Origin of the sequence: Bradyrhizobium sp. USDA 326 (assembly GCF_049739485.1) — a bacterium.
Lineage (GTDB): Bacteria > Pseudomonadota > Alphaproteobacteria > Rhizobiales > Xanthobacteraceae > Bradyrhizobium.
Map to the genome: position 1 here is coordinate 3,183,683 of NZ_JBMGQA010000001.1, position 17,836 is coordinate 3,201,518.

The window sequence follows — 17,836 nt, forward strand, 5'->3', positions numbered from 1 at the left end:
CTAGCCTGATCACGGCGGGTCCCGCGTCTCGAGAGGAAGACGGCAGCGGACGTAAGTTCGCTCATCCACGCGCAACAGGGACAGCGATCCGCTGAGCGCGCGCACGCGCTCTTGCATGCCGGTCAAGCCCCGGCCGAAGACGTTGCCCGCAGGAAAGCCGCCGCCGTCGTCGGAGATCTCGATGGCGAGCGTCTCGCTGGCGACGGTCGCCCGTACATGGGCGCTGCTGGCATTGGCATGGCGCAGCACGTTGGTCAGTGCCTCCTGGATCAGCCGATAGACAGTTTGGGCCAACGCCCCGCCAATCACGTTCAGATCAGCGTCGATCGTGTCGGTCAGGACGATATGCGGTGCCTGATTGCGAAAGGTCCGGAGCAGCGTCTGCACGCTGGTCGATAGGCCCAGCTCCTCGATGTAGAGCGGCCGCAGCCGATCGAGGATACGGCGATTGGTCTGCTGGAGCGCCTCGACCGATTGCAGCAGGTCCTGTACCGAACTGCCGAAATGTCCCACTGGCGGCGCAGCCTCGACCAGCGCGATCGTGCTGGCGCGGATGCTGAACAGCAGCGGTCCGAGTTCGTCGTGCAATTCGCGGGCGAGATCGCGCCGCTCGTCGTCCTGGAGCGACACCAGGCGGTGCAGCAGATCGCGATAGTCCTGGCTCAATTGCGCCAGCGTTGCAGCCAGCGCATTCGCCTCTTCGCAGCCTTGCCGTATTTCCGGCGGACCCCCGACGGGAATCGGCCTGGTGTAGTCGCCCCGTCGTATTCGCGTGAGACCTTTGCCGAGATCTTGCAAGGGACGCAAGACCGATCCCGCCAAGACATAGGCGATCGTGCCGGTAAGAATCATCAGCACGGCAACCAGGCTGGTGAGCGCGAGAAAGCCGATCCATTTCTCGAACAGATCAGCCGACATATCCTGCAGGAATACGATATCGCCGATGCGTCTGCCGTCGATCGTCACCGGGGATGCCGCGTCCATGTCGGAGACGGCGAGAAGGTCGATGAACCATTGCGGCACGCCATGCGGCTTGTGCAGGCCGTCCTTCGGTGACGACGCGGGATCTGCATCCAGCGCGCGGAATTGGATATCGGAGGAGGTGTCCAAAGAATGGACAAATGCCTCGAGCGTCTGCCGTGGATTGTCCGATGTGCGCAGGGTATGGTTGAGCGCGGCGGCGATCGCCTCTGTCGAACGCCGTCTCGGCTCGTTCTCCGCCGCCAATTGGCCTGTTGCGAATGTCTGGAGCAGCACGCCCGCCAGGATCAGCGCCGCCAGAAAGCTGGCGCCGAGCGGAACAAACAGTTGCGTCCTGAACGAAAGTCGTTGCCACATTAGGCCAATTCTAACGCGCATCGGCGGAATTTACTCTTTCCATTTGTTCCCGCCGGTCTATGAGTCGGAAAACAAGAGAGTGCGCGATGCAAGATACCGCCAAGCTGGCGACCAGGGTCCTGATCGTCGACGACCATCCCGTGGTGCTGTCCGGTTGCCGCACCCTGTTCGCATCCGACCATTCAATTCGCATTGACGAGGCGAGCGACGCCAAATCCGGCCATCGCGCCTATGTCAGCAAACGGCCCGACGTCACCGTGATCGACATCAGCCTGCCCGATGTCTCCGGCTTCGAGCTGATGCGACGCATCCGCAAGGACGATCCCGACGCCAAGATCATCATGTTCAGCATGAACGACGATCCGGCTTTTGTGGTACGGGCCGTCGAGCTTGGAGCGCAGGGCTATGTCTCCAAGGGCGACGATCCCCGGATGCTGCTCAAAGCGGTGCGCAAGGTGGTCGCGGGAGACAATTTCATCTCGCCGCAGCTTGCGGAAGCCGTGACGTTTTCCGGCGCGGCGATCAAAGCCAATCCGGCCTCGCAGATGACCCCGCGGGAACTCGAAATCCTCCGCCTGCTTGGACGCGGCGACAAGATCGTCGAGGTCGCCGAGGCGCTCGGCATCTCTTACAAAACCGTGGCCAACACCACATCCCTGCTCAAGCAGAAGCTGGGCGCCAAGAACCACTCCGACCTGATCCGGATCGCAGTGGAAATCGGGATGAACTGACCTTTTGCCGGAGACCGAACCGGCTGCTCCAGGATGCAGCGGTTCGGTCGACGGATCGACGCCGCCGTTGGCCGGGCAATGCATGGACAACGGGCTGACACCCATCCGCGGACACAATCGGCTGTGGCTGTATTCGTTCCTGCAGCGGACAATCTTTCGGGAAAAAGTCGCAGTTGGAAATAGACCTCGGCTGTACTACCTCATGGGCGCCCGAGGCATTGCGGGAAAAATAGGAACATTCTTCCGCCGGCACGGTTTTGGCCCTTGACGATTTCGTGACGGGCGACGAAAGCTTGCCAGAACAGTTTTGACGGGCGGCGACCCCGACGAAGCAAACCGGTCTGCACACAACGACAGACCTTCCAAGAGAAGGGCTGCGGCAATGCCGCAGCCCTTTTTCAATGGACGGGGAAGCGCCGGAAGCGGTTTCCCGATGCAGCAAAACACTTTATGGTAGCCCAAAGCCTCTGGCTGTTATCAAGTAATTTCGTAAAATCAAAGGCTTAGGGGCCGGGCCTCGGTTCGGCCCGGCCTTTGGAGGGCAGTTTGACTCGTTATATCTCGACCCGGGGCGAGGCCCCCGAACTCGGCTTCTGTGACGTGATGCTGACCGGGCTTGCCCGCGACGGTGGCCTGTATGTGCCGGCAACGTGGCCGCAGCTCCCGACCGAGATGATCGCCGGCTTCTTCGGCCGCCCCTATTGGGAGGTTGCGGTCGATGTGATTCGTCCCTTCGCCGGCGGCGAGATCACGGATGCCGAGCTCGGTCGTATGGCGAACGAGGCCTATGCCACCTTCCGGCATCCCGCGGTGGTGCCGCTGCGCCAGATGTCGCCGCACCAGTTCGTGCTCGAGCTGTTCCACGGTCCGACGCTCGCCTTCAAGGACGTGGCGATGCAGCTGATCTCGCGGCTGATGGACCACGTGCTCGCCAAGCGCGGCCAGCGCACCACCATCGTGGTCGCCACCTCCGGCGACACCGGCGGCGCCGCGGTCGAGGCCTTTGCGGGACTCGAGAATGTCGATCTCATCGTGCTGTTTCCGCACGGCCGCATCTCCGAGGTGCAGCGGCGGATGATGACCTCGGCAGGCGCGGCCAACGTCCATGCGCTCGCCGTAGAGGGCACCTTCGACGACTGCCAGGCCATCGTGAAGGGGATGTTCAACAACCATCGCTTCCGCGATGCGACCTCGCTGTCCGGCGTCAATTCCATCAATTGGGCGCGCATCGTCGCCCAGGTGGTCTACTATTTCACCTCCGCCGTTGCCGTCGGTGCGCCGGCGCGCGCGGTCGATTTCGTCGTGCCGACAGGAAATTTCGGCGATATCTACGCCGGCTACGTCGCCAAGCGCATGGGGCTGCCGGTGCGCACCCTGCGCATCGCCGCCAACGTCAACGACATCCTGGCGCGGACGCTGAAGACCGGTATCTACGAGGTGCGTGAGGTGCACGCGACGGCGTCGCCGTCGATGGACATCCAGATTTCGTCGAATTTCGAGCGGCTGCTGTTCGAGGCGAGCCGGCGCGATGCAGCAGGCGTGCGCCGCCTGATGGAGTCGCTGAAGCAGTCCGGACGTTTCGTGCTGCCCGATGCGACGCTTGCCGCGATCCGCGAGGAGTTTGATGCAGGGCGCGCCGACGAGACCGAGACTGCGGCTGCGATCCGCGCCGCCTGGCGCGAAGCAGGCGAACTGGTCGATCCCCATACGGCAGTGGCGCTCGCTGTCGCGGACCGCGACACCACCGACACGAGGGTGCCGAGCATCGTGCTCTCCACGGCTCATCCGGCCAAATTCCCCGACGCCGTCGAGACGGCCTGCGGCCAGCGGCCGCAACTGCCGGTCTGGCTCGACGGCTTGATGACCAAATCCGAACACATGAGGGTGATGAAGAACGATCAGGCCGAGGTCGAGCGGTTCGTGCTGTCGGTCAGCCGCGCCGCAAAGCAAGGAGTTGCCGGATGAGCGTCGAGATGACCAAACTTGCCTCCGGCCTGACCGTCGTCACCGACGAGATGCCCCATCTCGAGACTGCGGCGCTCGGCGTCTGGGCCGGCGTCGGCGGACGCGACGAGAAGCCGAACGAGCACGGCATCTCGCACCTGCTCGAGCACATGGCGTTCAAGGGCACGACCAAGCGTTCCTCACGCGAGATCGTCGAGGAGATCGAGGCGGTCGGCGGCGACCTCAATGCCGGTACCTCGACCGAGACCACGTCCTATTACGCACGGGTGCTCAAGGCCGACGTGCCGCTCGCGCTCGATGTGCTCGCCGACATCCTCGCCAATCCCGCCTTCGAGCCCGACGAGCTGGAGCGCGAGAAGAACGTCATCGTGCAGGAGATCGGTGCCGCGCAGGATACGCCCGACGACGTCGTGTTCGAGCATCTGAACGAGCTCTGCTATCCCGACCAGCCGATGGGTCGCTCCCTGCTCGGCACGGCCAAGACGCTGCGCACCTTCAACCGCGACATGCTGCGCGGCTACCTCTCGACGCATTATCGCGGGCCTGACATGGTGGTGGCGGCGGCCGGCGCCGTCGATCACGGTCAGGTGGTCGCCGAGGTCGAGAGACGCTTTGCCAGTTTCGAGGGGACGCCGGGGCCGAAGCCGCAAATCGCTCAATTCGGCAAGGGCGGCAACAAGGTGGTGCATCGCGAGCTCGAGCAGGCGCATCTGACGCTGGCGCTGGAAGGCGTGCCGCAGAGCGATCCGTCGCTGTTCTCGCTCCAGGTCTTCACCAACATCCTCGGCGGCGGAATGTCGTCGCGACTGTTCCAGGAGGTGCGCGAGAAGCGCGGTCTCTGCTACTCCATCTACACCTTCCACGCGCCCTATACCGACACCGGCTTCTTCGGCCTCTACACCGGCACCGACCCGGCCGACGCGCCGGAGATGATGGAGGTCGTGGTCGACGTCATGAATGATTCGGTGGAGACGCTGACCGAGGCCGAGATCGCCCGGGCCAAGGCGCAGATGAAGGCGGGTCTCCTGATGGCACTGGAGAGCTGCTCCTCCCGTGCCGAGCAACTCGCCCGGCATGTGCTCGCCTACGGGCGGCCGCAGACGGCGCAGGAACTGGTGGCCCGGATCGATGCCGTCAGCGTCGAATCGACAAGGGACGCGGCGCGTGCGCTGCTGTCGCGGAGCCGGCCCGCCGTTGTCGCGTTGGGCAGCGGCAGGGGTCTGGACACGGCGGTATCTTTCGCGGAAGGATTGACCCGGGCACGTGCCAAGGCGCGGCTGCACTAGGAGAGCCGTCCCAAGGGCGCCCAGCCCCGGAAAGCATCACCATGGCCCTCTTTCGCCTGCCATCCAGTGGACCCGCCGCCCTCGCGCCGCGCGGCAATGGGCTGCTGCTGCGCGCGCCGCAAATGTCGGACTTTCTGCAATGGGCTCATTTGCGCGAATCCAGCCGCGACTATCTCACGCCCTGGGAGCCGATCTGGCCCTCGGACGATCTCACCCGGTCCGGCTTCCGGCGCCGCCTGCGCCGCTATTCCGAGGACATTGCCGCGGACCGATCCTATCCCTTTCTGATCTTCCGTGAACTCGACGGGGCCCTGGTCGGCGGTATCACGCTGGCCAATGTCCGGCGCGGCATCGTGCAGGCCGGCACGATCGGCTATTGGGTCGGCCAGCCTCATGCCCATCGCGGCTACATGACGGCCGCGCTGCGGGTGCTGCTGCCGACGCTGTTCGGCGAGCTCAACCTGCACCGGGTCGAGGCGGCCTGCATCCCCACCAATGCGCCGTCGATCCGGGTGCTGGAGAAGTGCGGCTTCTCGCGCGAGGGCCTGGCGCGCCGATATCTCTGCATCAACGGGGTCTGGCAGGATCACCTGCTGTTCGGCCTGCTGCACGAGGATTTCCGCGGCTGAGCTGCCCGATTCGTGCGGCCGAATCCCTCTTTTGCGGCCTTGGGTTCGCCGATTTTGGCGATATAAACCGCATGCCCCGGCCGGCGATCGGCCGGACAATTGTCATGGAGTACGGGCGTCGATGGTGCAGGAGCTTCGGTCATCGCGGAACGCGTTGCAGCTGGGAACGGCGATCGCGCTGGCATTGTCGATCGGACTCGCCTCGGTCTCACCGGCGGCGGCCCAGTCACTGACCGACCGCTTCAAGAGCCTGTTCGGCGGCAAGTCCGACGAACCGGCCGAGCCCAAGCCGGCGCCTGCGCCCGGCCAACCGGCCGATGATGACCTCGATTGCCCGCAGGTCACGGTGCGCGCGGGGGCTTCGACCTATGCGGTTGGCGCTGGCGGCAAGCCGGCCGTCGGCAATGAGATCCGTTTCCAGGCCTCGATCACCAAGATGGCGCGCGAATGTTCCCGTAGCAGCGCTGGCATCACGGCCCGGATCGGGATCCAGGGTCGCGTCATTGCCGGTCCCGCCGGTGCGCCTGCCTCCGTCGAGGTGCCGCTCCGCATCGCCGTGGTGCAGGGCGGCGTCGGCGAGAAGGTGATCGCCTCGAAGGCCTACCGGACCACGGTCGAGATGACCGAGGGCGGCAGCGTGCCCTTCACCTTCGTCGCCGAGGACATGACTTATCCGGTGCCGGCGCCCGCGGCGGCCGATAGCTATATTTTCTATGTCGGCTTCGACCCGCAGGCGCTCTCGCCCGAGCCGAAGGCGCGGAAGAAGAAGTAGCCTGAGGTCTTGCGGCAATCTCAGCTGTCGTTGCCTGCGAAGGCGGGCAATCCAGTATTCCAGAGGCCACGGTGCTTGAACCGAGAAGCCTTGGCGTACTGGATCACCCGCCCCCGCGTGTGACGACACCGCGATTGTGGATGTTGTTACCCGACAAACAAAAAAGCCGGCGCTCATCGCGCCGGCTTTTTGGTTGGTGAAGGCCAAATTGCTCAGTTCAGCTTCTGCCTGACTTCGTTGATGCCCTTGGCGAGGAGGTCGTCGGCGACCTGGCCTCTGACCGACTGCGACAGGATCGTGGAAGCGGCCTGGACGGCAGCTTCCGCGGCAGCAGCGCGGACGTCGGCCAGCGCCTGGGCCTCGGCGAGCGCGATCTTGCTCTCCGCGGTCTTGGTCCGGCGGGCGACGAAGTCTTCCATCTTCGCCTTGGCCTCGGTCGCGATGCGCTCGGCTTCGGCCTTGGCGTTGGCGATGATGTCGGCAGCCTCGCGTTCGGCCGTGGCACTGCGCGCCTTGTAGTCGGCGAGCACCTTGGCCGCCTCCTGCCTGAGCCGCGCGGCGTCGTCGAGCTCGGCCTTGATGCGTTCGGCGCGATGATCCAGCGCCGTCATCGCCGTCTTGAAGACCCCGAGATAGCCGAACACGACCATCAGGATCACGAAGGCGACGGCGACCCAAAATTCAGGTTCGAAGAACATCTCGACTAACCCTTCAAGGACGCATCGACCGCGGCATTGACCGACGCGGCGTCCGGAACGACGCCGGTGAGCTGCTGCACGATCTGACCTGCCGCATCGGCCGCGATGCCGCGGACGTTGCTCATGGCGGCTGCGCGGGTCGAGGCGATGGTCTTCTCCGCCCCGGCGAGCTTGGCCGCCAATTGTTCTTCCAGCGCCTTGCGCTCGACTTCGGCCTGCGCATTCGCCTTGTCGCGGGATTCGTTGCCGATCGCCTGCGCCCGCGTGCGCGCCGCAGCGAGCTCGCTTTCATAGGCCTTCAGCGCCGCGTCGGACTGGTCCTTCAGCTTCTGCGCTTCGGCGAGGTCTCCCTCGATCTTGTTCTGACGCGCCTCGATCGCACCGCCGACGCGCGGCAGGGCGAGCTTGGACACGATCACGTAAAGCAGGACGAAGAAGATCGCGAGCGACACCAGCTGTGAAGCAAAGCTGCTGCTCTCGAACGGCGGAAAACCGCCACCGTGGTGACCACCGTCAGCCTCGGTGTGAGCTCCCGCCGTCGGACCTTTCGCGCCGCCATGACTCTCAGCCATGGAGTTCTCCTGTTGCTGACACACGCGCCGTCCCTAGGAATGGGAACGGCGCGAAAAACGTCGTCCTCAGAGCGGAACGAACAGCAGCAGCAGCGCGATCAGCAGCGAGAAGATGCCGAGCGCTTCGGTCACGGCGAAGCCGAAGATCAGGTTGCCGAACTGGCCCTGAGCGGCCGACGGGTTGCGCACGGCTGCGGCGAGGTAGTTGCCGAAGATCACGCCCACGCCGACGCCCGCACCGCCCATGCCGATGCACGCGATGCCCGCGCCGATAAGTTTTGCTGCTGCCGGATCCATTTTAGACTCCTTGGAAGAAAGATGGGGTTGTGGGTGGAAATTCCCCGGACCGCTCAGTGTCCCGGATGAATGGCGTCGTTGAGGTAGATGCAGGTCAGGATCGCGAACACGTAGGCCTGGAGGAACGCGACCAGGATCTCGAGCGAGGTCAGCGCGACCGTGAGCGCCAGCGGCAGTACGCCGCCGACCCAGCCAATGGCGCCGAGCGAGAAGCCGAGCATGGCGACGAAGCCCGCGAACACCTTCAACGCGATGTGGCCGGCCAGCATGTTGGCGAAGAGACGAACGCTGTGGGAGACCGGCCGCAGGAAGAACGACAGGATCTCGATGAACATGACCAGCGGCAGGATGTAGATGGGGACGCCGTGGGGAACGAAAATCTTGAAGAATTTCAGGCCGTTCTTGTAGATGCCGTAGATCAGGACCGTGAAGAACACCAACAACGCGAGCGCCGCGGTGACGATCAAATGGCTCGAGACCGTGAAGGTATAGGGAATGATGCCCACCAGGTTCGAGACGCAGATGAACATGAACAGCGAGAAGATCAGCGGGAAGAACTTCATGCCTTCCGCGCCGGCCGTCGAACGGATGGTCGAAGCGACGAATTCGTAGGAGATCTCGGCGACCGACTGCAGGCGCCCGGGAACCAGCTGCGTGCCGCTGGCAAGCATCAGGATCGAGATGATCGCCACCGCCACCAGCATGTAGAGCGACGAATTGGTGAAGGCGATCGTGTGATTGCCGATATGGCCCAGAGTGAAGAGAGGCTCGATGTTGAACTGGTGGATCGGATCGATTTTCATCAGCGCGGCATCTCTTGGTCTGCCGGGCAATGCCGGCGTGTCTCGGTCTGCCGGCCGGGCCGGCCCGTACCGGCGAGGCCGGCACGATCATTCCTCTCCTGGTGGGACCAGCTTTAAGAACCACCGCGCCTGTTTTGACCCGCGCCTGCCGATCTCACCACATTCACCACGCCGGCGACGAAGCCCAGCAGCAGGAACACGATGAATCCGAAAGGCGACGTCGACAGCAAACGGTCGAACCCCCAGCCAATCCCCGCTCCGACAGCGACACCGGCGACCAACTCGGAGGATAACCGGAAACCAAGCGCCATCGCCGAGGCTCTGGCCGCTTTGTCTCCATCGTCACCTGCGGGTTGCTCGGTCTTGGCCCTGCGGTCGCGAAATTCGGACAACCGCTGATCAAGATTTCCGAGCCGATCGGAAAGCGCAGCTTCCTCGGACGATCTATCGCGATCTCCATTCTCACCGTGTCCCGTGCTCTGTGCCATGCGACAAAGACCCGAAACGCTGCGGCCAAATGGAAATTACGCCCGCCACCCTCAAAAGCCGCGCGGACCATACTGATGGCCCATAATCAAGTCAAGCCAAGTCACGATTGCGTCGCTTTCGATTATGTGTCTGATTTATTTGGCGATATCGGCGTGTGCGACAGCGCTGCACACAGCGTGACGCCGCACCGCAGCAGGTCTCCTCACGATCGGCGGATGCAGCTGTCCTTTCGCCGCACTGCCTGGATCAAAGAAGCCATCGTGTTCGTTGATTTCAGAGGCGGGTTTTTGGCGGCGGATTGCTCGATCGGGTGTAGAATTGCACAGAAGCCGCAGTAGCGCCGTGGCGGAGAGGGCGATGAGACCAGCGATGTCATCCACAACATCATGGCTTGCGGGCGCGGCCGCGGTGATGATCGTCAGCGGCGGCCTCGTGGCCGCGCAATCCGGGCCCGACGGCGAAAATGGTCGCTACAGCATGACTCCCATCCCCGAGGGCGTGCTGCGGCTCGACACGCGCACCGGCACGGTATCGACCTGCACCAAGAACGGCGCCGGCTGGGCCTGCTATGCGGTGCCTGACGAGCGGACCGCACTCGACGCCGAGATCGGCAGGCTCCAGGCCGAGGTCGAGAGGCTGAAGGGACAACTCGCGGCTGGGCCGACGGTGTCGGGCAAGGTCGACGAGGCGCTGCCGAAATCCGACCAGTTGAAGAAGGCGGAGCCCAAGACCGCCGAGGGCGAGCGCAAGATCGAGATCCCGCTGCCGAGCGACCAGGACGTCGATCGCGTGATGTCGTTCCTGGAAAAAGCTTGGCGGCGGCTGATCGACATGGCCAACCGCGTGCAGAAGGACGTGTCGGGGAAGATTTGAGAGCTTGAATGACGCCTGGGAAACAGCTGACGCGTTCGGTGCCATCGACCTTGCAGGCCACGGTCATCAGTACCGCCCTGTTGACGGTGCCGACGCCCGGGCGAGACTTCGTCGATCTCACCGCGGAAGCGACGAAGTTCATCAAGGACGTTCACGCGCGCGATGGCGCGCTGACGCTGTTCATCCGCCACACCTCGGCCTCGCTGACCATCCAGGAGAACGCCGACCCTTCCGTGCTGGTCGACCTCACCACGGCGCTCTCGCGGCTCGCACCGGAGAACGCCGGGTGGACCCATGACACAGAGGGACCCGACGACATGCCCGCGCACATCAAGACGATGCTGACGGGGACCTCGCTTCAGGTCCCGGTGCTGAACGGCAGGCTCGCGCTCGGCACCTGGCAGGCGATCTATCTGATCGAGCATCGCAAGCACCCGCATCGCCGCGAAATCGTGCTGCAATTCATCGGCAGCAATCAGTAAGCGCTCAAAACAAAACCGGCCGCGGAGACCGCGGCCGGTTCGTGTCGTCGATCGCTGCTTTAGATCAGGTCGCCTTGATATCGACGTCCTTGGTCTCGGGCAGGAAGAGGAAACCGATCACGACGGTGATGGACGCGAAGATGATCGGGTACCAGAGGCCGGCATAGATGTCGCCGGTCGAGGCCACGATGGCGAAGGCGGTCGCCGGCAAGAGGCCGCCGAACCAGCCGTTGCCGATGTGGTACGGCAGCGACATCGAGGTGTAGCGGATGCGGGTCGGGAACAGTTCGACCAGCATCGCCGCGATCGGGCCGTACACCATGGTGACGAACAGCACCAGGATGAACAGCAGCCCGATGATCGCCGCCACCTGCGGACGGAAGATGTCGAGCGGATGCGACATCTTCACGATGCCGGCGTCGCCCGCCTTCGGATAGCCCGCCGCCTGCACCGCAGCGAGAACCGCCGGGTTGCTGTCCTTGGCGTTCGTGTAGGGCACCTCCTTGCCGTTGATCACGACCTTTACGCCTGACCCGGCCGCGCCGGAGGTTGTCGAGTACTTGACCGACGACTGCGACAGGAAGGCGCGCGCGGTGTCGCAAGGTGCGCTGAACACGCGGGTGCCGACCGGGTTGAACAGGTCGCCGCAGCCCGCGGGATCGGCCACCACTTCCACCTTGGTCTGCTCGATGGCCTTCTCCAGCGCCGGGTTGGCGTTGGTGGTGATCATCTTGAAGATCGGGAAGAAGGTCAGCGCTGCGATCAGGCAGCCGCCGAGAATGATCGGCTTGCGGCCGATCTTATCGGACAGCATGCCGAACACGATGAAGAAGCCGGTGCCGAGCAGCAGCGACCAGGCGATCAGCAGGTTGGCGGTATAGCCGTCGACCTTCAGGATCGATTGCAGGAAGAACAGCGCGTAGAACTGGCCGGTGTACCAGACCACGCCCTGGCCCATCACGCCGCCGAGCAGGGCGAGCAGTACGAGCTTGCCGTTCTGCCAGTTGCCGAAGGCTTCGGTCAGCGGTGCCTTCGAACCCTTCCCCTCTTCCTTCATCTTCTGGAAGATCGGCGATTCGTTGAGACGAAGCCGGATCCAGACCGAGATGCCGAGCAGCAGCACCGAGACCAGGAACGGGATGCGCCAGCCCCAGGCAGCGAAGTCCGCTTCGCCTGTCGCGGTGCGGGTGAACAGGATCACCAGCAGCGACAGGAACAGGCCGAGAGTCGCCGTGGTCTGGATGAAGGAGGTGTAGTAGCCGCGCTTGCCGTTCGGCGCATGTTCCGCGACATAGGTCGCCGCACCGCCGTATTCGCCGCCGAGCGCCAGGCCCTGGGCGAGGCGCAGGACGATCAGGATGATCGGGGCCGCGATGCCGATGGTGGCCGCATTGGGCAACAGGCCGACGATGAAAGTCGACAGACCCATGATCAGGATGGTGACGAGGAAGGTGTATTTGCGGCCGACGATGTCGCCGATGCGGCCGAACACGATCGCGCCGAACGGACGCACCAGGAAGCCTGCGGCGAACGCCAGCAGCGCGAAGATGTCGCGGGTTGCCGGCGGATAGGCCGAGAAGAACTGCGCGCCGATGATGCTTGCGAGTGAGCCGTAGAGATAGAAGTCGTACCACTCGAACACGGTACCGAGCGAGGAGGCGAGAATGACGAACCTTTCGTCCTTCGTCATCCCCCCCGCGCGCGCTTGAGACACAGCCAGTGTCGACATGTTTAGTTGCTCCCCGAAATGAAATCGTTTCCTCACGTCCCAGATCTCCGGACATGCCGGATCAGCCTGGGCCTTGGCGACAAGGTAACATCCGCGTGAAACTCGCCCCAATACGACTTTCGGCCTTGCGCACTGGCGCGCAGCAGATGGTGTGGTATCCGGCACCGGCGCGAACCCGTGAGGGATGGGGATTAACCCATTTGCAGCAAGGGGATAATGTGCACTTGCATGCCACCGCCGCTCGGGGAAGAATTGACGCATCCGGATCTGTTCGCCGGCCGGCGCGAACGACAGCAAGAGAACGATGAACGCTCCCTCGACCCACCTCGTCATCGCCGATGACCATCCCCTGTTCCGCGATGCGCTGCGACAGGCGGTGGCGGGCGTTCTCCCGTCGGCCAGGATCGACGAGGCCGGATCCTTTGAGGACCTGACCGGGCTGCTGGAGCAGACCTCGGACGTCGACCTGATCCTGCTCGACCTCTCGATGCCCGGAATCTCCGGCTTTTCCGGCCTGATCTATCTGCGCGCGCAATATCCGGCGATTCCGGTCGTGATCGTCTCAGCCTCGGACGACAGCGCCACGATCCGCCGCTCGCTCGATTTCGGTGCGTCCGGTTTCATTCCAAAGCGGTTCGGGGTCGAGACGTTGCGTGACGCCATCCTCAAGGTGATGGAGGGCGACGTCTGGGTTCCCGCCGACACCGATCTATCCGCCGCGGCCGATCCCGACATGACGCGACTGCGCGACCGCCTGGTGACGCTGACGCCGCAGCAGGTCCGGGTCCTGATGATGCTATCGGAGGGCCTTCTCAACAAGCAGATCGCCTATGAGCTCGGCGTCTCCGAGGCCACCATCAAGGCGCATGTCTCGGCGATCCTGCAAAAGCTCGGCGTCGAGAGCCGGACGCAGGCGGTGATTGCTGCGGCGAAGATCGCCGGCGGCCAGTGGAAGCAGGGCACGCCGACGGGGTAGGGCCGGGCTACACTGCCATTGCGCTCGCGGATGCCCGGTCTGGAGAGCGAAGCGGAATCATTCGGCTCGTTCAGAGCGTGCTGGTTTGACCGGAAGCGGAAGTTGCGCCTCCTCGATGCGCCGAAATACGCACTAGGTGATTCTGCGCATCTCTCGCCGGAGGCGGCGGCCCGCACCGGGACGTACACAGTGGACGAGGCCACCAAGATCCATGTCAACATAGAGACGAGTCCATATTCCAAACTGTTCGGGGCGCCATGCTGGTATTCAAACGGGGAACTTACGCGCGTCTCTGACGCGGGTCGCGGACCTGGTCGTGACCGGAAGCGCCCTTCACCCTTCCGGCACGCCAGCGAGACGGAAGCCTTCACACGCGCGCTCGACCCCAGCAAGGAAAGCTGGATTGTCGCTTTGTTGAGCAGTGACGAAGCGACGGATTGTGAAACCTGAGTTGAGCGCAAGTCCCGTTCTTGCAGCAGTTCGCGCCTCATCGAGCGCGCCGGTCAGGCCTAACGCAGCGGCGAGCGCCAAATGAGCGAGAGGAAAGTTGCGGTTCGCCTCAGTGCTTCGTCGTAGCCAGCTGACCGCTTCGACGTTCGAACCCAGCTGTAGCTTGGCCACGCCTACAAAACACGCCCATTGATAGGCATCGATGTCGCGAGGGGAGAGACGTAGAGCCTGGAGTATGTGGCCTTCAGTCTCGGCGGCGCACCCCATATAGAATTTGGCAAAACCAAGGGCTGCATGAGCGTTGGCTATATTCGAATCGAGCGCCAACACATGCTCAAATTCACGGATAGCTTGGGCGGCCCGGTTCGTAAAGATCTGGACCCAACCCCGAGCCAAGTGGGCCGAAGTACGGTTCGGCCTGATCGACAATGCCCTATTCACCATTGCCTCGGCCGCTGCAAGCCGCGCAGGCCCGTCATCCGTCGTAAAGCTGGTCGCAACTGCCGTATCAGCATTTGCCAGGCCAATCATTGCCTCGACGTTGCCGGGGTCGCACGCTAGAGAGCGTTCGAAGAAGCTCCGCGCTTGCGTTACGCATTCAGGGCTAAATCCCTTCATCAACCAGGCCCGGCCTTGGAAGTACAAATCCATCGCATCAGGGTGCAGCGTACGCTCGGCTCGTCGCGCCTCAGCCTCGATGAGCTGGCGACCTAACGTATTGGCGAGCCTCGAAACGATTTCGTCCTGCATGTCGAACAGGTCGACGACAGGCTTCTCGAAGCGCTCGGCCCAAAGATGCCGGCCGCTCTCAGCATCAATCAATTGCACGTTCATCCGAAGCCGCTTGCCGCTGCGTTGCACTGAACCTTCGAGCACGTAGCGAACGTTTAATTCGCGGCCGACTTGCCGTACATCGACTGCCCTACCCTTGTATGAGACGGCGCTGTTCCGTGCGATTACAAATGAACCAGCGATGCGCGACAAGTCTGTGGTCAAACTCTCGGCTACACCATCCACCAAATAGTCCTGCTCACGATCATCGCTCAGGTTCGCGAAGGGTAGCACGACGATGGATAGGCGCGGCGGCATGTCGCCGGCTCGCTCGACTGAGCCACCCGTCTCTATTGCGGAGCTCCCGGTTTCTTGCACTGCACCCACGAAGCGAAAACCTTTGCGCGGCAATGTTTTGATCAACTGCTGTTTCTCGCCGGTGTCGCCGATGGCGCTCCGAGCGGCATTGATGCGCGTCGTCAGAGCGGCGTCCGAGACGATGCGGCCATTCCAGACGCCAGCGATGAGGTCGTCCTTACTGACGACACGTTCCCTGTTCCGGATTAAATAGTTCAGAAGGTCGAAGACCTGCGGCGCGATAGAGATTGTCTCGGCTCCTTGCCGCAGCTCCCGCCGTCCCGTATCCAGCGTGAAATCCGAAAAGGAGTAAAGCAAATGCATCCTCCCGCGGTACGATCGCACCCGTGGAGCCGATATGTAAGCCGACGGTAAGAAGAATGGAAGGCGCCTGTAAAGCGCTTCTCGTGACCTCGGCGCATCCTCGTGCGCGGCTGAACTGTATGAACTGCTTGCGGATCTCGCGTCACGAGGGAGGGATATCATGCGGCAGATGGCTGCACTGACGTGGTTTGCCACTGCACCGAGGCTCTTGATCTGGGTCGTATGCGTTCTCGCCTCTGCGAACCGCGCTCACGCTCAATGCTCGGCGCGCGATGTGTTGCAGAGGCAGCTAGTGCTCAGGGCGGCGCCCGTTGTCCCGACACGCACGGGTCCAGTAACGCCCGTTTCGGATGTTGCTGAATGGAAAACGATCAGCATCGGGACGTTCCCGGATACGTTTGCTCTCCTCACCGCGCTGAGTGCGATTGGTTGCGGCGTCGGTAGCTCGGCCGCGGCGGCTCTTGCCCGACCTGCGTTTACGCTCAGCGGCACCAGAACGGCGGTAACACTTCTAACAGTGACCGCGGCCGATCTGGGCTTTAGGGGTGAGACGGTGCCATTGCGGAAAATCTACGAACTCGCGCAGCAACTGGGCTTCGGGCTTGCACCGCCCGAAATCGCTCCGCAGCTCAGACTTCAATATCTGGACCAGCCCGTAGGTGAGTTTCTCGTCGTCGGGATGAACCCGATCCGAACATGGGCTGGTGAAGAGGTCATCCTGACCGTGGCAAATGGGGGAGCGGGCCTCATCCTCGTTGGCCAGGATGGTCGCGCCGATGCGGAGATACCAGTGACCTCCCGGTTCGTGTTCCTGCGCTCCTTGCCCACGACGCCAGCGGCGCTGATTCGAGACTGAGATGGCCGAGGGGACGAAATGCTGGCGATCAAAGCGATGAAGCACATGGCGGTTCCAATTTGTCTGCTGCTGCTGCCGTCGACCGCGATACTTGCGCGAGATGATGGGCGCCATGCGAATTCCCCGCTGAAGCCCTGGTTCGAGAGTCTGGAAAGCGAGTTCGGGAAGTGCTGTGAGGATTCCGACGCCTACGTCGTCTCCGAACCGGATTGGAAGTCCGATCACGGACAATATCGCGTTCGCATCGACGACGAATGGGTGCTCGTGCCAGATGGCGCCGTCATCAAGCAACCCAATCTTGCCGGACGGACCATGGTCTGGAAGCACTACATCGACGGACATCCTCGTGTCCGCTGTTTCATTCCAGGCAGTATGACGTGATACGTCGACCACCGCCTAGCGAATCCTGCGATTGATGGTCTGGTCCACCATTGGAATCAATTGCTCAGTTTCGTTAAAGCAAGAGGCTTCGTCGCTCTGTTGTTGCGATGCTTACATCCGGAAATGGCCCCTTCTGGTCTTGCCGCTCCAATGTCTGGTGTCTGTGGAAGACAGAACGGACTTCCGGCGCGGCAAGCCAGCGCTCGTGACCTCTACCGAAAGTCAGTCGGTCCTACCTCGCCGTCCACAGTTGGCAGATATCGCAGCCATTCACCGGATCGGATGTCTCGAGGGTCAATACCTCGGTGCGAGGCGACGTAGTCGATCTCGCCGCGCGTGGTGCCGATATCCATCAGTTCTCTATCACTCAACTCGGACAAAGCAGCGCTCAATTTCTGGCTTTCACGGCGCTCCTGAAAAGCATCCCAACGCTTCCAGATGAAGCTGGTGACATGCCCGGTCGATGCGGATGTCCATTCCAGCCATGTAGTGCGGTGCGTCGTGGTCATTGCGGCGTCTCCTGGACAGTGTACTTGCATCGACCAGAGAGTGCCGCTGATTTGGCGAGGACGCTTGACCGGCAGCTAACATTTTCCGTACCGGCGGCTTATTCTCGCGATTTTTACAAGGCCAAAACGCCACCGATTAGCGCAACCGGGTTCGTCTAGACGCGAAGTCCGCTTGTGGCCCAACCCGGACGTCCGACGATGTCCGATTTTGCGCCGGTGTTGGAGGATGAGCGGACACCGAGTGCGCATTCCTTCAAAGCAACGTGACCTGGCGCCCCAAGTTCTTGCGTTGCCCGCGGGGCAAAACAGCAACGGTTGGGGTCAACCCGTCTCGACTAAGATATTCTGGTTTACAAAAATTCGGATTTACCGTATATATCGCCGCACCCTGATCCGGCGAAAGGGGCGGTCGTACGTCGTCACGAGCCGCGGATCGGGTTGCGGTGGACGCATGGCGCCGTCGCGGATGTGGGACGCAGGGCGGGGTGTTGGATCGAGCCGAGCCCCGTGAGCGCCTCCCAAGCCGCGTTGTACGAACGGCGCTCGCG

Annotated in this window: 20 protein-coding genes; 11 read left to right on the forward strand and 9 right to left on the reverse strand. The window is 62.9% G+C overall.

Annotated elements, in window-relative coordinates; translation table 11 throughout:
• Positions 1–9: 9 nt before the first annotated feature.
• Positions 10–1,338, reverse strand: a complete 1,329-nt coding sequence (locus ABIG06_RS15130) for a histidine kinase (protein WP_370137622.1) — start codon at positions 1,336–1,338, stop codon at positions 10–12.
• Positions 1,339–1,424: 86 nt separating this feature from the next.
• On the opposite strand from ABIG06_RS15130, the gene ABIG06_RS15135 reads away from it, so the two are divergent.
• The 5 genes from ABIG06_RS15135 to ABIG06_RS15155 all read left to right on the forward strand — a co-directional run bounded on the left by ABIG06_RS15135 (position 1,425) and on the right by ABIG06_RS15155 (position 6,721).
• On the forward strand, positions 1,425–2,069 hold the full coding sequence (locus tag ABIG06_RS15135; RefSeq protein ID WP_124161277.1) for a response regulator transcription factor: 645 nt from the start codon (positions 1,425–1,427) through the stop codon (positions 2,067–2,069).
• A gap of 546 nt (positions 2,070–2,615) precedes the next feature.
• Entirely contained in the window at positions 2,616–4,034 is a 1,419-nt protein-coding gene (gene thrC / locus ABIG06_RS15140; protein ID WP_370137624.1) for a threonine synthase, read from the forward strand.
• Positions 4,031–5,320, forward strand: a complete 1,290-nt coding sequence (locus ABIG06_RS15145; RefSeq protein ID WP_124161279.1) for a M16 family metallopeptidase — start codon at positions 4,031–4,033, stop codon at positions 5,318–5,320. Before thrC ends, ABIG06_RS15145 begins: the two co-directional genes overlap by 4 nt.
• Positions 5,321–5,361: 41 nt before the next feature.
• On the forward strand, positions 5,362–5,949 hold the full coding sequence (locus ABIG06_RS15150; protein WP_370137626.1) for a GNAT family N-acetyltransferase: 588 nt from the start codon (positions 5,362–5,364) through the stop codon (positions 5,947–5,949).
• Between the two features lie 121 nt (positions 5,950–6,070).
• Positions 6,071–6,721, forward strand: a complete 651-nt coding sequence (locus tag ABIG06_RS15155; protein WP_370137628.1) for a hypothetical protein — start codon at positions 6,071–6,073, stop codon at positions 6,719–6,721.
• 212 nt (positions 6,722–6,933) lie between these two features.
• Here ABIG06_RS15155 and ABIG06_RS15160 read toward each other — a convergent pair whose 3' ends face one another.
• From ABIG06_RS15160 to ABIG06_RS15180, 5 genes are all read right to left on the reverse strand, one after another.
• Complete coding sequence (locus ABIG06_RS15160; protein WP_124161282.1) at positions 6,934–7,419, reverse strand: ATP F0F1 synthase subunit B; 486 nt, start codon at positions 7,417–7,419, stop codon at positions 6,934–6,936.
• A 5-nt stretch (positions 7,420–7,424) separates the two neighbouring features.
• Positions 7,425–7,991: a F0F1 ATP synthase subunit B gene (locus ABIG06_RS15165; RefSeq protein ID WP_370137630.1), complete on the reverse strand. Its 567-nt coding sequence runs from the start codon at positions 7,989–7,991 to the stop codon at positions 7,425–7,427.
• Positions 7,992–8,057: 66 nt separating this feature from the next.
• Complete coding sequence (locus tag ABIG06_RS15170; protein ID WP_007599451.1) at positions 8,058–8,288, reverse strand: F0F1 ATP synthase subunit C; 231 nt, start codon at positions 8,286–8,288, stop codon at positions 8,058–8,060.
• Positions 8,289–8,341: 53 nt separating this feature from the next.
• On the reverse strand, positions 8,342–9,091 hold the full coding sequence (locus tag ABIG06_RS15175; RefSeq protein ID WP_370137631.1) for a F0F1 ATP synthase subunit A: 750 nt from the start codon (positions 9,089–9,091) through the stop codon (positions 8,342–8,344).
• A gap of 113 nt (positions 9,092–9,204) precedes the next feature.
• Positions 9,205–9,579: an AtpZ/AtpI family protein gene (locus ABIG06_RS15180; RefSeq protein ID WP_124161285.1), complete on the reverse strand. Its 375-nt coding sequence runs from the start codon at positions 9,577–9,579 to the stop codon at positions 9,205–9,207.
• A 75-nt stretch (positions 9,580–9,654) separates the two neighbouring features.
• Here ABIG06_RS15180 and ABIG06_RS15185 point away from each other — a divergent pair, with 75 nt between their 5' ends.
• Genes ABIG06_RS15185 through ABIG06_RS15195 form a run of 3 tightly spaced genes read left to right on the forward strand, consistent with a single transcriptional unit; the run spans position 9,655 to position 10,935 of the window.
• Entirely contained in the window at positions 9,655–9,918 is a 264-nt protein-coding gene (locus ABIG06_RS15185) for a hypothetical protein (RefSeq protein ID WP_370137633.1), read from the forward strand.
• Between the two features lie 19 nt (positions 9,919–9,937).
• Positions 9,938–10,453, forward strand: a complete 516-nt coding sequence (locus tag ABIG06_RS15190; protein WP_370137634.1) for a hypothetical protein — start codon at positions 9,938–9,940, stop codon at positions 10,451–10,453.
• 8 nt (positions 10,454–10,461) lie between these two features.
• Entirely contained in the window at positions 10,462–10,935 is a 474-nt protein-coding gene (locus ABIG06_RS15195) for a secondary thiamine-phosphate synthase enzyme YjbQ (RefSeq protein ID WP_370137635.1), read from the forward strand.
• A gap of 64 nt (positions 10,936–10,999) precedes the next feature.
• Here ABIG06_RS15195 and ABIG06_RS15200 read toward each other — a convergent pair whose 3' ends face one another.
• Positions 11,000–12,625: an MFS transporter gene (locus ABIG06_RS15200; protein ID WP_199751677.1), complete on the reverse strand. Its 1,626-nt coding sequence runs from the start codon at positions 12,623–12,625 to the stop codon at positions 11,000–11,002.
• Positions 12,626–12,968: 343 nt separating this feature from the next.
• Between ABIG06_RS15200 and ABIG06_RS15205 the strand changes: the two genes are divergently transcribed.
• Positions 12,969–13,640, forward strand: a complete 672-nt coding sequence (locus ABIG06_RS15205) for a response regulator (RefSeq protein ID WP_124161289.1) — start codon at positions 12,969–12,971, stop codon at positions 13,638–13,640.
• A 333-nt stretch (positions 13,641–13,973) separates the two neighbouring features.
• On the opposite strand, the gene ABIG06_RS15210 is transcribed toward ABIG06_RS15205, so the two are convergent.
• A complete protein-coding gene (locus ABIG06_RS15210; RefSeq protein ID WP_370137638.1) occupies positions 13,974–15,542 on the reverse strand; it encodes a winged helix-turn-helix domain-containing tetratricopeptide repeat protein in 1,569 nt (522 codons plus the stop codon).
• Positions 15,543–15,702: 160 nt separating this feature from the next.
• Here ABIG06_RS15210 and ABIG06_RS15215 point away from each other — a divergent pair, with 160 nt between their 5' ends.
• Positions 15,703–16,398 (forward strand): hypothetical protein, encoded by a 696-nt coding sequence (locus ABIG06_RS15215; protein ID WP_370137640.1) that lies wholly within the window; start codon positions 15,703–15,705, stop codon positions 16,396–16,398.
• A gap of 18 nt (positions 16,399–16,416) precedes the next feature.
• Positions 16,417–16,779 carry a hypothetical protein gene (locus ABIG06_RS15220; protein WP_124161292.1) on the forward strand — a complete coding sequence of 121 codons (363 nt, stop codon included), beginning with the start codon at positions 16,417–16,419 and terminating at the stop codon, positions 16,777–16,779.
• 212 nt (positions 16,780–16,991) lie between these two features.
• On the opposite strand, the gene ABIG06_RS15225 is transcribed toward ABIG06_RS15220, so the two are convergent.
• Positions 16,992–17,288: a DUF1127 domain-containing protein gene (locus ABIG06_RS15225; protein ID WP_370137642.1), complete on the reverse strand. Its 297-nt coding sequence runs from the start codon at positions 17,286–17,288 to the stop codon at positions 16,992–16,994.
• Between the last annotated feature and the right edge of the window lie 548 nt (positions 17,289–17,836).

What these genes read in the sequence shown, in the direction of transcription:
- ABIG06_RS15130 (WP_370137622.1), bottom strand. Translation starts at nt 1,338, where the DNA reads ATGTGGCAACGACTTTCGTTCAGGACGCAACTGTTTGTTCCGCTCGGC.
- ABIG06_RS15135 (WP_124161277.1), top strand. Translation starts at nt 1,425, where the DNA reads ATGCAAGATACCGCCAAGCTGGCGACCAGGGTCCTGATCGTCGACGAC.
- ABIG06_RS15145 (WP_124161279.1), top strand. Translation starts at nt 4,031, where the DNA reads ATGAGCGTCGAGATGACCAAACTTGCCTCCGGCCTGACCGTCGTCACC.
- ABIG06_RS15150 (WP_370137626.1), top strand. Translation starts at nt 5,362, where the DNA reads ATGGCCCTCTTTCGCCTGCCATCCAGTGGACCCGCCGCCCTCGCGCCG.
- ABIG06_RS15155 (WP_370137628.1), top strand. Translation starts at nt 6,071, where the DNA reads ATGGTGCAGGAGCTTCGGTCATCGCGGAACGCGTTGCAGCTGGGAACG.
- ABIG06_RS15160 (WP_124161282.1), bottom strand. Translation starts at nt 7,419, where the DNA reads ATGTTCTTCGAACCTGAATTTTGGGTCGCCGTCGCCTTCGTGATCCTG.
- ABIG06_RS15165 (WP_370137630.1), bottom strand. Translation starts at nt 7,991, where the DNA reads ATGGCTGAGAGTCATGGCGGCGCGAAAGGTCCGACGGCGGGAGCTCAC.
- ABIG06_RS15170 (WP_007599451.1), bottom strand. Translation starts at nt 8,288, where the DNA reads ATGGATCCGGCAGCAGCAAAACTTATCGGCGCGGGCATCGCGTGCATC.
- ABIG06_RS15175 (WP_370137631.1), bottom strand. Translation starts at nt 9,091, where the DNA reads ATGAAAATCGATCCGATCCACCAGTTCAACATCGAGCCTCTCTTCACT.
- ABIG06_RS15180 (WP_124161285.1), bottom strand. Translation starts at nt 9,579, where the DNA reads ATGGCACAGAGCACGGGACACGGTGAGAATGGAGATCGCGATAGATCG.
- ABIG06_RS15185 (WP_370137633.1), top strand. Translation starts at nt 9,655, where the DNA reads ATGGCCCATAATCAAGTCAAGCCAAGTCACGATTGCGTCGCTTTCGAT.
- ABIG06_RS15190 (WP_370137634.1), top strand. Translation starts at nt 9,938, where the DNA reads ATGAGACCAGCGATGTCATCCACAACATCATGGCTTGCGGGCGCGGCC.
- ABIG06_RS15195 (WP_370137635.1), top strand. Translation starts at nt 10,462, where the DNA reads ATGACGCCTGGGAAACAGCTGACGCGTTCGGTGCCATCGACCTTGCAG.
- ABIG06_RS15200 (WP_199751677.1), bottom strand. Translation starts at nt 12,625, where the DNA reads ATGACGAAGGACGAAAGGTTCGTCATTCTCGCCTCCTCGCTCGGTACC.
- ABIG06_RS15205 (WP_124161289.1), top strand. Translation starts at nt 12,969, where the DNA reads ATGAACGCTCCCTCGACCCACCTCGTCATCGCCGATGACCATCCCCTG.
- ABIG06_RS15210 (WP_370137638.1), bottom strand. Translation starts at nt 15,542, where the DNA reads ATGCATTTGCTTTACTCCTTTTCGGATTTCACGCTGGATACGGGACGG.
- ABIG06_RS15215 (WP_370137640.1), top strand. Translation starts at nt 15,703, where the DNA reads ATGCGGCAGATGGCTGCACTGACGTGGTTTGCCACTGCACCGAGGCTC.
- ABIG06_RS15220 (WP_124161292.1), top strand. Translation starts at nt 16,417, where the DNA reads ATGCTGGCGATCAAAGCGATGAAGCACATGGCGGTTCCAATTTGTCTG.
- ABIG06_RS15225 (WP_370137642.1), bottom strand. Translation starts at nt 17,288, where the DNA reads ATGACCACGACGCACCGCACTACATGGCTGGAATGGACATCCGCATCG.